This window comes from Desulfopila sp. IMCC35008 (assembly GCF_010646885.2).
Taxonomy (GTDB): Bacteria; Desulfobacterota; Desulfobulbia; order Desulfobulbales; family Desulfocapsaceae; genus Desulfopila.
Genome location: NZ_CP050700.1, coordinates 817,144 through 829,834, shown reverse-complemented (window position 1 = coordinate 829,834; position 12,691 = coordinate 817,144). Strand labels below are relative to the sequence as shown.

The following is a 12,691-nucleotide window of genomic DNA, read 5'->3' as shown; positions in this document are numbered from 1 at the left end:
CCATGAAGAATATTTACATCTGTATTTTCAAACCATTACACCATAAACGACTTATTCAATAGTCCTCCATTGATTATCCAGGAATAACTGGTGTGGATGAAAATTCTTTTTATAACTCATCGCCCCCACACCCTCAATGAAGTAGCCCAGATACAGGAAATCCATACCCATCTCAAGACAGGTATTAACCAGTGTTATGATGTTAAACGTGCCCAGGCTACGTTTTTTTTCATCAGGGTCAAAATAAAAATAGACGGCATTCAACCAATTCTGTCCGAGGTCGACAATTGAACTGCCCACAAGCCGGTCGTCCAGGCGATAATCAATGCACATAGAGTTAACAATGGTATTACAGAAGAATCCACCATAATAACTATCACCGCTATTTTGTTCCTGAGGATAACGAACGGTGAGAAAGCGATCACATAATTCTAGATGTTCATCATCGACCCGGACGGGTTCATAGGAGATTGACAAATCCTGATTTCGCTTCAAAGTTCTTTTCTGGTTCCGATTAGGCCTAAAATTATGAGGATTCATCCGAATCGGAACGCATGCATTGCACTGGCGGCAATGCATAGTATACAGACAATTGCCGTTCCGCCGATAACCCGCTGCCAAAAAGAGTTCCATAGCCCTATCTGTCAACGGACCGAACAATGCCTGGTAGAAGCAGGCACGATACTCCTTCCCATACGGACAGGAAGTATTAAGTTCTACAAAATAGCGGTCTACACGTGTCCTGAGCATGGAAAACTCAGAAGCGCACTGCCTGTCATAATTGGTGCAATCCATCGAATAGCCAAACCGGTTCATAGCTCTATACAAGTCCTTGATCAAGCATGCCGTTGACGACCTTGGTGAATCCTGCGATATTCGCCCCCGCCAGATAGTTCTGACCGATACTATAATCAGCGGCAGCATCAAGGCAGGTTGAATGAATCGATTTCATGATTTGTTTGAGACGATTATCAACCTCTTCCCTGGGCCAGGAAAGTCGCATCGAGTTTTGTGCCATCTCCAGCCCGGATACAGCAACACCACCCGCATTCGCCGCTTTTCCCGGTGCATAGAGTACTTCGGCCTCAAGAAACAGATCGATAGCATCCGGAGTACACGGCATGTTTGCCCCTTCACTCACCAGCCGGACCCCGCCGCTGACAAGATTTTCCCCGTCTTTTTGATTTATTTCATTCTGGGTGGCACATGGCAGGGCACAATCAGCCTTATGCGTCCAGAGCGGATTATAATCAAGGGTCGGATCGACCGACGTATACACCGCTGACCGGTATTTCTCTACATATTCTGAGATCCGTCCGCGTCTGATATTTTTCAATTGCATTACAAATGCCAGTTTCTCCTGATCAATCCCCGCTTCGTCGTAGATATATCCTCCAGAGTCAGAGAGGGTAACCACCTTGCCACCCAGATCCAAAATCTTTTCGGTGGTAAACTGAGCCACATTACCTGCCCCGGAGACCAGACATATTTTCCCCTCCATGGTATCCTGCCGGGTTGCCAGCATCTCAGAAGCGAAATAGACATTGCCATATCCCGTCGCTTCAGGTCGTATCAGACTGCCGCCCCAATTCAGGCTCTTACCGGTGAGAACACCGGTAAACTCATTTTTTAGCTTTTTGTACATGCCGAACAGATATCCAATCTCCCTTGCGCCAACACCGATATCCCCGGCGGGGATATCGGTGTTGGGACCAATATGCCTGTACAGTTCAGCCATAAATGACTGGCAAAACCGCATTACTTCGCCGTCCGACTTACCTTTCGGGTCGAAGTCAGAACCACCTTTACCACCACCCATGGCCAGGGTGGTCAACGAATTTTTGAAAACCTGTTCAAAAGCCAAAAACTTGATAATGCCGAGGTTGACTGAAGGATGAAAACGAAGTCCCCCCTTATACGGGCCAAGGGCCGAATTCATTTCTACCCTGAATCCTCTGTTCACCTGAACCTGCCCGTCATCGTCCTGCCAGGGAACACGAAACATGATAACCCGTTCCGGTTCGGTAATCCTTTTCAGAACCGCTTGCTGGCGATACTCCATATTCCTGTCGAGCACGGGTTTTACAGTTTCCACCACCTCCTGTACCGCTTGGTGAAACTCCCTCTGCTCGGGATCCCTCTGCTTTACAAGACTCATTAACTGATCCATAGGATTACCTTTTTTGATTACTGTTTATATTGTTTTGTCCATATACCACAACAATCATTACCACTCCGGTCAACTGTATCGCCCGTTATATACCCGCAGTCCCTCAACAGTGCAGGAACTCTCCTCACTGCCACCCGGCAGCAGACAGCTTTCAGATCTTTTCCCGTCACACTTGATTACGATCGGCTTATCCAGGCGGGTATGCCGTACATATTTCAGTTCCTTCTTCGCAGGGTGGTCTGTCAGCCACTGCCAATCGAAAAAGTCGTCCTCCCTGTTCTTCTCCGTGGGGTTCCGTGATTCCGTTACCGTCAGGTATGGAATCCCAAGAGAGGTAATGTTCTGGAAAAAATGAGACCCCTGAGAAGGGTCGACCCGAAGGGCTTCATTTCTCAGCTCAATAATCGCCCCGACTCCTGAAATATCACTCCACTGGACCGGAATCCCGAGCCATGGGTCCGCCGAGCCCCACCTACCCGGCCCGATCAAAAGGAACTGTCGCCCCTCATGAACCAATTTCTTGTTTAGTGCGCCTATCTCATTGGCAATATCGCGAGTCGCAGACGGGTCGAAAGAGCATAAATCCACATACACAATATCCTCAATTGTATCAAAGGTGCCGTGTCCCAGAGCCTGCCTGGAAAAACAGAACGAATCGTTTATCTCCTGATCACAAATTTGCACATCCGCTTTCTCACCGCCGGTGACCATCGGTCGTATCTGCAGGAAATAGAACGTTGATTTCTGGATATCAGGATGAAGTGCTGCAGCGAACTCAATCTCGATCTCGCACCCCATACCATCACGACCCAGCTTGAGCAGTTCGGTCATAATGTCGGCCAGCGGATAGGTCTTGTATTTGAGGATCTGGGCAAAGGTCAGGATCTTCACTCCCGGAAGAATCGAATCACGGATGCGGTGTTCTTCGGGCACATAGGTTGAGGCAAGCATCTGCACCGGCATCTCGTGTTCAGCGTCCTGAACCTCTCTTTTCACCAGATTTGATCCATATCGTTGCAGACAGCCGTTGGAATACATATCGATAGCATAGAACTGTCGCTGACAATTCTCCAGAATATCCTCAACAGATGAAAACTGCAGCAGCCGCTTCGGATGTGCCGGTGAAAGGCGCAACGATTTCTCCCCTTCCACCACGGTCTTGCCGATTCCCAACGCGATGTGAGCTATCCCCTCATCCGCCTTCATACCCATGACTGGATAATAATTATGGGACTGCGCCACCCCGGAAACCGCCGGATACCAGAAACCGTCGTTTTCACTGCCGACCACCTGCTGGATAATAACGGCCATGGAATCCTCACGTCCCTGATGGCTGGAGCGGGCAAAAGCACGGGGGCTTGCAAACCAGGTGGAGGCGTATACCAACTTCACAGCACCTTCAAGCTGGTTGAGCCGCTCATGGAAATCCTCATTATTATTGGCCAGGAAATACGTCGAATAAAGTCCGGCATACGGTTTGAACTGGGCGTCTTCGAGCAGGCTTGATGAGCGGACCGATAATGGTGCATCGGTTTTCTTCAAGAATCCAGAGAGCTCCTTCCTGAGCCAGGACGGCAACTTGGCATCAAGGAAGAGGTCCGCTACCATCTCATCCTGCATAGAGGAGTTATAATACAAATTATTTTCAGCCACAAAGGCATCAAAACCGTCGGCCGTAATCACGCATGTTTTGGGGATAGTTACAGAATATTCGGATAATGCCGACCCCTCCTTACTGGCCCCCTGGAGGCAGGCCCACATGAAAGCCAGCCCACGTGCCTTGCCTCCCATGGAGCCTCCACCGATTTTAACAAAATCCATGATATCAGGATCATAGTCATTGGTAGAGAATTTGACGACAACTCCCTGCTGACGCAGTTTCCTGAGCGAATGAACCTTGAAAACCAGGTCATCACGCATTTCGTCGAGATTGTCTATCCGGGATATATAATCGTTATGTAGCCGTCGAGCGAGAGCTACCTCGGCCCTGGCCATGACCCAGTTGGAGAAATGATTCCTTTGGGCATGGTATTTAAGGGACTCGTCAGGGATTACCCGCAGCTTCTCCTCAAACTCCTGGAGGTTTGAGGCATGCCCTATTGGGGTTTCATCAGGAAGCCTGAAAACAAAATCACCAAAACCAAGGTAATTCAGAAAGAAGTCGTGTATCTCGTCCCGGATAACCGGTGAATTCTTGTTGATAAATACTGCCGGTAATTGCTCGGCAACCTCCCTGTTCTCCTGTTCTGAAGAGACCATCAGCATGGGCAGATCATGGATTTCCGAACGAACATGCCGAAGGAACAGACTTCCGGCATCCCCTCTCAACTCCCCATCTTTCCTAAACCTCGCATCAGAAATAATACCGAACACGTACGGTTTATAGCGTTCATACAGCTGTAGTGCCTCTTCATAGTTGGTAGCCATGAGGATACGAGGACGGGCACGCATACGCAGCAACCGGTGCCGCTCATTCAGGCTCTCATCAAGCACCGACTGGGTCTGACGGACAACCTCGTTATAAATCATGGGCAGAAAGATTGACCGATAGATCGGCGAATCTTCCACATAGATAATGACACGCACCATGGCCCGTTCAATATCGGCATCGACATTGCGGTGATCTTCCACATTCTTGATAATGGCGAGCAAGAGATCCGCCTCGCAACACCAGAGAAACGTTGAGTCAACCCCATGGCTATCCACCTTGTCGGGAAAGGTGGCGCGGATATTGTGAGCTACCAGGATAATCGGGATCTCAGGTTTCGTCTTTTTGATCTCCTCTCCCAGCTCAAACGCGTTCATGCTCCCCAGATAGGGCATGGTGATAACCATATCAAAAGGCTTTACCGAAACAATATCGATAGCCTCCTGTGGCGTGGAAACCCTTGTTATCCGAGGTGCTTTTGAGAGATTGAGACCGCGGTATTCATGGATCAATCGGGTGGCGAGGCTGCCGTCCTCCTCCATGATAAAGGCATCGTAAAGGCTTGAGACGAGCAGGATTTCCTGAACCTTGAACGGCATCAGTTCATGAAAAATCTTGAAGTGTGGATCGAAATCGGAAACGACCCTGCCGGAATCAATCAGCATGACAGCTCCCTGGAATGCTCATAAATCGGGTAAGGAAAAAAAAGAATCTGTATAATTATACCAGTCCGAAACCAGCCCGTATTTCTCATGAGCATCGTGTCAATTCGGGATTCCAATAGATCTGGCAGCTTGTTAAAGCAATATCCGTATATGACTTACTTTACGAAATGCTCACCAAGGCCAGTTCGGGCGGCATCATCTTCTTCAGTATTTTAGCAATGAACATAACCAACTATGGCTCACTGCTAAAAACTTCGAACGTTACGCCGGTTGAACTGATGAGAAATTCGGCTAGAAATATTATTTCACAGACTCTCGTGATATGCAAGCAGACAGGGACCCTACATCGCGGAAATACGTAAAGCTAACAGAAGGATAGAAAAGATGAGAAAAAATCAGGCAAAGGAGTCCGGCAGGGGAAAAGCACTATCCAGGATGGCTACCAATTCATCAATGGCACCCAGTTTATCGAGAACAGCCAACGGCCGAATATCCTCAGCTCTTTTCAGCAGATTCTGATCACGGTAATAACCGGTAAAAAAGACAATCGGGACCTCGGATGTCAGACGTATCTCGCGGCCCGCATCAATTCCGTCCATCGACCCTCCAAGACTCACATCCATGAGGATAACACCAGGATCATGACTGTGGTATGCTGCCACAGCTTCCTCGCCGGTACCGACAACGTCACAGACACAAAAGCCATGAGATTCAACCATGCGGGCAAGCATCATGCCGACCAGGGCCTCATCTTCAACGATCAATATTTTTTTTGAATTATTCCTCATATCCTTGTCAGTTTAGCTAGTTCCTTAAACTTGATAATATACATCGTGCCGTTCGTTCTGTCCACTTCCAGACTCCCCTGCAACTGTTTCTCGATTAGGTTCAATGTTATCTGTAAGCCCAGGGAGGGGGACGTGGCAACATCTATCCCGGAGGGTAAGCCGATACCATCGTCACCCACCTGCATTACCACCATACCATCGTCTTCCTGATGCACTTTTACATAAATCCGCCCACTTCCAAAATCAGGGAATGCGTGTTTAATTGAATTTGTCACAATTTCGTTTACAGCGAGTCCAAGTGGCACGATAGCATCGAGTGAAACGCTGATTCCCACCGAACAATCGACACCAACCACCACCCTGTTGCCATACACCATCGTCTCAACCAGGGTCTGCACCATATCTTGTAAGTACACTGATAGATCTACCTCAGACAGTTTCTGGGACTGATACAGTTTTTCATGGGCAATCGACATTGCCCGGATGCGGTTCTCCGTCTCCTTGAACAACTCGCGGACATGTGCATCCTCAATATCCATTGCCTGCAGATTGAGCATGGAGATAATCACCAGCATATTGTTCTTGGTACGATGGTATATCTCCCGCATCAACACTTCCTTTTCTTTCAAGGATGCCTGCAGCATATTCCTGCTTTCAAGAAGCTGTTCCTCGGCTTTTTTCTGCTCGGAAATATCCATAAAAGTTGCAACAACAGCAGACGTTCCCTGCCAGACCGTCAGGTCACCACCGACCAATGCCTCAAAACGGGAACCATCCTTTCGCACGCCCTGGATCGAAAGAGGCCTGCCACTATTTTCAGAAATTATTTCAAGCCACTGCTTACGAATACGCTCCCTGGCATCAGGTGCAATAGTCTTGAGCGGATCAAAATCTCCGACCACTTCTTCAGGTTCATAGCCAAAGATACGGGTGAACTGTGGGTTGATATATTGAAACCTCATATTCTGGACAATACAGAGTCCGGCAAGGGAGGCATCCATAGCCGTTCGAATCTGTTCTTCACTCTGCCGAAGCGCCTCCACCGCCCTCTTCCGTCGCTCACTCTCGACGTGGAGTTCGGCTATCACATCGTGCAGTTCATAATTTTTTCTGCGGAGGTCCCGGGTCTGCTCCTCAACTTCAATTTCGAGTTGCTTTGCATATCTCTTCTGCAATTTCTCAGCAGTCTCAAGTCTCTCCACCATGCCATTGAACGACTCCGCCAGACTACCCAGTTCATCATTTCGTCCCAGCCTGCAACGTGTTGCCAAATCTCCGGCACCAACCCGCAGAGCGGCCTCCGAGAGTTTTTTCAGGGGAGCCACAAAATGATTAACAGCCAGGAACACGGCAATGATGACAAACAACAGAATGAGAAGGGCACTGATAACAAATTTATTGATAAGGGTATGTATCGTGCCCCCAAGCGCCTCCTCTGTCCGGGAAATAGAAGATATAAGCTGGCTCTCATTGTTGACAAGTACCAGGTGCCATTCCAGACCCGGAATATACTGCTGGGTAAATATATAGACATCCTCACCGAGTGACACTTCAAACGTGCCACTTTCGTCTTTCATAAGCTGGGGCAGCAAGCGTGCGACATTCCCAATAGTTGAATCGGAGAGCTTATAGTCAAAGATATCATCTGAGTTCTGAAACAGTGACCAGTCGACATCAAGGCCGAATAAAGCAAGATAATCGAGGGGAAAGGCGATCAGCCGGCCGTCACTATCCATGATAAAGAAAAACAGGGCGTTTCCCTTGGTACCCAGTTCTTTCCAGCCAGCCATTTCCGACAAAATCATGTTGAGCGGAACATCCACCCCTGTTATAGCCCGGAGATTCCCGTTATTATCAAAGACAGGGGAGGAGGCAGTGATCATAAGACCATCAACAACATCATCCTTGTAAACCCGGGTCCAACGAGTCCGTTCCTGAGGCTCTTTTTCACCGGTGAACATTACCACCGGCTCACCGTCCCGCAAATCAAATATTTCGACAGGCGGCAGGTTGTAGACGGCCTCTTTCGCTTCTTCATTTTCTGTGAGGTACCGCCCGATCCCGGAAAGGGTAATCATATGGGTTGCATGACTCTCGGGCACCTCAAGTCTGCCGCGGCGAAGGACAGGATCAAGCCGGGACAGTGCCAGTAATTCCCGACTGACAGCAGGGCTGATTTCATGCCCTCCCCAGTATGCGGTTACGATATCCCCCTCGAGAGGCGTATAAAAGATTTTATTCTCATCGTTTTTTGCCAGTATCACTCTCTCACCGGGAAGCCCGGCATAATAATCAATATTTTCATACACATCTCGGGCCTGGCTTGCCATTAGTGAAGAAACAACCAGGGCCCGCGAGAAAAACGACTCACAGATACGAGCCTGTTCCCGCGCGATGGTGCGGAGGTAGGAGTAGGACTGTTCCTTGATCTGGGTGCGGTTGATATTGACCGTATAGTTTCCGAAATAGGTGACGGTGGTGAAAACAGTATAGACAAGAGGAGCCAGGGCGAGCAGAAAGAGGGTTGTCAGCAGAAAAAAGAGTTTAACGCCGATTTTCTTACGAAGTTTTCCCATCCCGAACATGGCTCATTCCCCTTTTTAGTTCCTCTAGCTCGGAAGGAGTATTCACATTCCTCCAGCTCTGTTCAAGAGGAGCCGGCACCTCTGCCAGATCGACCTTGTTGTTTGAGAATATCCTGTGCAGTGAAAAGTTCCCGCTCCGTGCCATAGTTTCAAAAAGCGGCCCGCACTGGGGTTCATATCGGGCCAGGAGCGGTTCGCCTCGCTGTTGCCCGCGCAATGTAGGTATTTTAGCCCAACAGCCAGGCCGCCTGTCACCTATAAGCCAGTCAATCGCTTCGGCGCTTACCATCGGCAAATCACAGGCAAAAACCAGCCAGCTCACATTGGGCATCCAGCGGGTTGCCGAAATCAGGCCTGTAAGCGGACCCTGCACGCCGGGAACATCCTGTAGTCGCAGGTGGTGCTGCAAACAGGGTGGCAAATCCCCTTTCCCAGAGATGGCAACCCCTGCTACCTTGTCTTGTATCAGAGCGATATTTCTTTCCAGCCAACTCCTTCCGTCATGGTGGGGAAGCAGATGTTTTGGCTGCCCCATCCGAGAGCTCTTGCCACCGATAAGGATACAGGCCCAGATCTCTCGTTGCTGTATCCCTGAGCTGGCGATATCAACCAGGTATTTGATTGCGCCTTGTTCGTTATCCAGGAAATCTGCTACAGGAAAAGGGAAGGAGTGAAAAGTGCTGTCCACCGCCGATTCTTCATCAAGGCAAAAGATAATATCCACATGACGAAACAGATCAGGGAGCAGGGTAAACGGATCCTGGCCTCTCATACCTATATACAGTGTCGAAGAAACACCCATTAACCAAGAAGAAACGGGAAGACGACCGCAACATTCACCCTCTTTTCCAGTCACAACAGCGGAGTGTATATTTTGTTTTTCCAGGCCAGGCAGAACTGCCTCATAAAAAAAACGCAGCTCCTCGGTATTACCAACCTTTACCTGAAAAAGAGGAAGGTAACCTAAGTCCGTCATATAATTTTCAGTCCGTAATTTGTCTCCGGCAAAACACCCGCCTGTCGTCCCCGCTCCAGAAATTCCTCAATGGCACCAAAGCCATTCCTGCCAAGATCGATCGAATAATCATTTACGTAGAGTCCGATATGCTGTCGAATAACCTCGCCTTCCATCTCCTGGCTATGGGCCTGAATATAGGTCATACACTCGTCAGGATAAGCAAAGGAATACCTCACACTCCTCTGTAAGGCTCGATCAATTTCTCCTATCTTCTCAGCTCCCAGACTGCGTCTGGCCACTATTGCACCTAGCGGAATGGGCATAGTGGTTTGATCTTCCCACCATTGCCCCAGATCCTGCAGGCAGACCAGGTTATAATCCTGATAGGTGAACCGGGATTCGTGAATAATGACACCCGCATCGACCTCACCTTGCAGGACCGCCTCCATGATCGAATCAAAACGCATCTCCACCAGCCCGGTACATCCCGGCAGCAACATCTGCAATAACAGGGCAGCGGTTGTATACCGGCCCGGTATCGCGACCTTTTTGTCTTTAAGAGAGTAGATATCCGTCTTTTTTGAAGCCACCAGCAGGGGCCCGCAGCCTCTTCCCAGGGCTGCACCGGCAGATAATACACAATAGTCATCAAGCACGTGACCGAGGGCATGACAGGACAGCTTGGTAATATCGAGACGCTTTTCAAGCGCCCACAGATTCAGGGTCTCTACATCCTCAAGGACCGGATTACCAAAAAGTACTCCCTCGCAATCGACCTTTTCATGAACCAATCCATAAAATATAAATGTGTCGTTCGGACACGGTGAATATCCAAGAGACAAAAGGGGGATCATATCAACTCCTTTACAATCAACGCTCCAACCTTCCCGGCTCGCTCGCAGGATTCCCGTAAGAGCCATTTTGAGGGATCCCGGTCTTCTACCAGATTTGAGATCACCCTCATTTCAACAAGAGGTATCCTGACCTCCCGACAGACTCTGGCAACAGCAGCTCCCTCCATGTTTTCACATATGCCGTTCCATCTTTGCCGCAGAAAATCCCCCCGGGCTAAACGTCCACTAGCACTATTGACCGTCACAAACGTTCCAAGATAACTTTCGACCTGGTAGGTTTCCAAAATACGAAAGACCCTGTCCAACAGGCAACGATCAAGAGAAAAAACGTTTTCAACCGAAAGGGTTTCCGAAAAATATTCAACTTTCTCCCCATGGCAGATACCGAGATCACCAAAGATTTCACGTTCTGCCAAACATACCGACAGTAATGGAATCGTTGGTTGAGGTTGAGGAGGGATATAGGCTCCACCGACACCAAAATTAAAAACAGAATCGATCCGCCTGTTTTCACCTGCCAGATAACTCCCCAGCCGGACAGCAGTTTCAATCGGCCCAACCCCGCTGATAAGGGTTTCCCACCCTTTTCCGGATGGTCCCATCTCTTTAATAAAGGGGCGTAACTCCATTTCAGTTGCAGCAACGACCAGTATCATGGTAACTACAACAGCTCCATTTTTTATAGTAACATACAGGTGAAATCATCATACTACCATAACAGTCTGACAGGAAAAGACTAATCAGAATTTCTCATGAATCACGATTTTTCACTCAAGAGTTACAGCTACCTGTTGCCAGAAGAAAACATAGCACAGGCTCCGGCTGATAAAAGGGAAAACTCCCGCCTCATGGTGCTCGACACCTCTGCCAACAGCCTGAAACACCATCGGTTCGGCAACATCATTGACTATTTCCGTGAAGGTGATGTGATGGTGGTCAACGATACCCGTGTTTTTCCCGCCCGGTTATACGGAACAAAACAGACAGGGGGCAAGGTAGAGGTCTTCCTACTGAATTATCCCACAGTGAGCAACAATGCAAAGGGGGAAGCGGAGGCAACAGCTCTTTTAAAAAGCTCTAAAAAACCGGCACTTGACACAAATGTGACCATTAATCAGGATTTATCCATCACTGTGCTGGAATACCTGAAAGACGGAAAGGTTCGAATTCGGCTGAATTACTCCTATTTACTGGATCTCAACACGATACTCCAGGAGTGCGGACAGGTTCCCTTACCACCCTATATTTCGAGGGTAAACGGGACAACCCCAGAAGACAGTAAACGGTATCAGACAGTATATGCTGATCGACCCGGGGCCGTTGCCGCGCCGACAGCGGGTCTTCATTTTACCGATACCCTCCTGGACCGACTCAAGGAAAAAGGAGTACAAATCACCTCTGTCACCCTCCATGTCGGATACGGTACATTTGCCCCGGTACGCCATGAGACGATAACGGATCACAACATCCACAAGGAATATATCTCCGTTCCGGATAGCACTGTACAGACCATAAATGAGGCGAAAGAACGAGGCGGCAGGATCTGGGCCATCGGTACCACATCGGTGCGCGCCCTGGAATATAGCGGACGCAACGGAACCCTTCAGAGTGTTGACGGCTGGTGCGATCTCTACATCTATCCCGGTTTTGAATTCAGGATCATCGACAACCTGATCACCAACTTCCACCTGCCCGAATCGTCACTGCTGTTTCTGGTATCCGCCCTCTGCGGGAGGGAAAAACTACTTGAGTGTTACAACCTGGCAATACGGGAAGGGTACCGGTTTTACTCGTATGGAGACGCCATGGCCGTTATTACCAGGCCATGACGATATTATAGCGTTTCTACAGAATATCAGGAAGCTGTGGCAGGGCAACCGGCACAGCCACCACCTGAGGCACAGGCGGGTGCTTTGTCACTGCTCGGTTTACTGTCTGACAATTTCCCATTGGTCGAAGCATAACCGTCTGCATACCAACCACCGCCCTTCAGCTGAAATGAAGTTGAAGAAATAAGCTTTTTGACTTCTCCTTTACACTCGGGGCATTCGCTTAACGGCGCATCCGCCATTTTCTGCTGAACCTCGAACACCTTCTGACATTCGTTGCACTCGTATTCGTAAACAGGCATTTCTACTCCACGTCCTCACGTAAGCGAGGGTCCTTCTTTCTGTTTTTCTATGATTAATTCCACCTCTGGTCGTCATGGCCAGAGAGAGACCACGGCTAAAATAATTCTCCTG

10 protein-coding genes are annotated in these 12,691 nt (G+C 49.0%); 1 reads left to right on the top strand and 9 read right to left on the bottom strand.

The features are described 5' to 3' along the window. Window positions 1-51: 51 nt before the first annotated feature. The 8 genes from GA520_RS03745 to mqnB all read right to left on the bottom strand — a co-directional run bounded on the left by GA520_RS03745 (window position 52) and on the right by mqnB (window position 11,104). A complete protein-coding gene (locus tag GA520_RS03745; RefSeq protein ID WP_240910133.1) occupies window positions 52-750 on the bottom strand; it encodes an arginyltransferase in 699 nt (232 codons plus the stop codon). Window positions 751-820: 70 nt separating this feature from the next. Further along, window positions 821-2,158, bottom strand: coding sequence for an NADP-specific glutamate dehydrogenase (gdhA, locus tag GA520_RS03740; protein ID WP_370362741.1), 1,338 nt, complete (start codon window positions 2,156-2,158; stop codon window positions 821-823). Between the two features lie 81 nt (window positions 2,159-2,239). Continuing rightward, window positions 2,240-5,263, bottom strand: a complete 3,024-nt coding sequence (locus GA520_RS03735) for a PEP/pyruvate-binding domain-containing protein (RefSeq protein WP_163338025.1) — start codon at window positions 5,261-5,263, stop codon at window positions 2,240-2,242. A 395-nt stretch (window positions 5,264-5,658) separates the two neighbouring features. Then, the gene (locus GA520_RS03730) at window positions 5,659-6,051 is read right to left on the bottom strand and encodes a response regulator (RefSeq protein WP_163338026.1); all 393 of its coding nucleotides are present in this window, start codon (window positions 6,049-6,051) and stop codon (window positions 5,659-5,661) included. Next, window positions 6,048-8,636, bottom strand: coding sequence for a histidine kinase dimerization/phosphoacceptor domain -containing protein (locus tag GA520_RS03725; RefSeq protein WP_163338027.1), 2,589 nt, complete (start codon window positions 8,634-8,636; stop codon window positions 6,048-6,050). The genes GA520_RS03730 and GA520_RS03725 overlap by 4 nt, the downstream gene beginning before the upstream one ends. Next, a complete protein-coding gene (locus GA520_RS03720) occupies window positions 8,611-9,612 on the bottom strand; it encodes a molybdenum cofactor guanylyltransferase (RefSeq protein WP_163338028.1) in 1,002 nt (333 codons plus the stop codon). The genes GA520_RS03725 and GA520_RS03720 overlap by 26 nt, the downstream gene beginning before the upstream one ends. Continuing rightward, window positions 9,609-10,448, bottom strand: a complete 840-nt coding sequence (locus tag GA520_RS03715; RefSeq protein WP_205749264.1) for a 1,4-dihydroxy-6-naphthoate synthase — start codon at window positions 10,446-10,448, stop codon at window positions 9,609-9,611. The genes GA520_RS03720 and GA520_RS03715 overlap by 4 nt, the downstream gene beginning before the upstream one ends. Next, window positions 10,445-11,104 (bottom strand): futalosine hydrolase, encoded by a 660-nt coding sequence (gene mqnB, locus GA520_RS03710; RefSeq protein ID WP_163338029.1) that lies wholly within the window; start codon window positions 11,102-11,104, stop codon window positions 10,445-10,447. Before mqnB ends, GA520_RS03715 begins: the two co-directional genes overlap by 4 nt. Before the next feature lie 96 nt (window positions 11,105-11,200). Between mqnB and queA the strand changes: the two genes are divergently transcribed. Beyond that, the gene (queA, locus tag GA520_RS03705) at window positions 11,201-12,277 is read left to right on the top strand and encodes a tRNA preQ1(34) S-adenosylmethionine ribosyltransferase-isomerase QueA (protein WP_163338030.1); all 1,077 of its coding nucleotides are present in this window, start codon (window positions 11,201-11,203) and stop codon (window positions 12,275-12,277) included. A gap of 26 nt (window positions 12,278-12,303) precedes the next feature. Here queA and GA520_RS03700 read toward each other — a convergent pair whose 3' ends face one another. Then, window positions 12,304-12,579: an FmdB family zinc ribbon protein gene (locus GA520_RS03700; RefSeq protein WP_163338031.1), complete on the bottom strand. Its 276-nt coding sequence runs from the start codon at window positions 12,577-12,579 to the stop codon at window positions 12,304-12,306. Between the last annotated feature and the right edge of the window lie 112 nt (window positions 12,580-12,691).

Excerpts from the sequence above, each read along its gene's own strand:
- GA520_RS03745 (WP_240910133.1), bottom strand. The coding sequence starts at position 750 with ATGCTCAGGACACGTGTAGACCGCTATTTTGTAGAACTTAATACTTCC.
- queA (WP_163338030.1), top strand. The coding sequence starts at position 11,201 with ATGAATCACGATTTTTCACTCAAGAGTTACAGCTACCTGTTGCCAGAA.
- gdhA (WP_370362741.1), bottom strand. The coding sequence starts at position 2,158 with ATGAGTCTTGTAAAGCAGAGGGATCCCGAGCAGAGGGAGTTTCACCAA.
- GA520_RS03735 (WP_163338025.1), bottom strand. The coding sequence starts at position 5,263 with ATGCTGATTGATTCCGGCAGGGTCGTTTCCGATTTCGATCCACACTTC.
- GA520_RS03715 (WP_205749264.1), bottom strand. The coding sequence starts at position 10,448 with ATGATCCCCCTTTTGTCTCTTGGATATTCACCGTGTCCGAACGACACA.
- GA520_RS03730 (WP_163338026.1), bottom strand. The coding sequence starts at position 6,051 with ATGAGGAATAATTCAAAAAAAATATTGATCGTTGAAGATGAGGCCCTG.
- GA520_RS03720 (WP_163338028.1), bottom strand. The coding sequence starts at position 9,612 with ATGACGGACTTAGGTTACCTTCCTCTTTTTCAGGTAAAGGTTGGTAAT.
- mqnB (WP_163338029.1), bottom strand. The coding sequence starts at position 11,104 with ATGATACTGGTCGTTGCTGCAACTGAAATGGAGTTACGCCCCTTTATT.
- GA520_RS03700 (WP_163338031.1), bottom strand. The coding sequence starts at position 12,579 with ATGCCTGTTTACGAATACGAGTGCAACGAATGTCAGAAGGTGTTCGAG.
- GA520_RS03725 (WP_163338027.1), bottom strand. The coding sequence starts at position 8,636 with ATGTTCGGGATGGGAAAACTTCGTAAGAAAATCGGCGTTAAACTCTTT.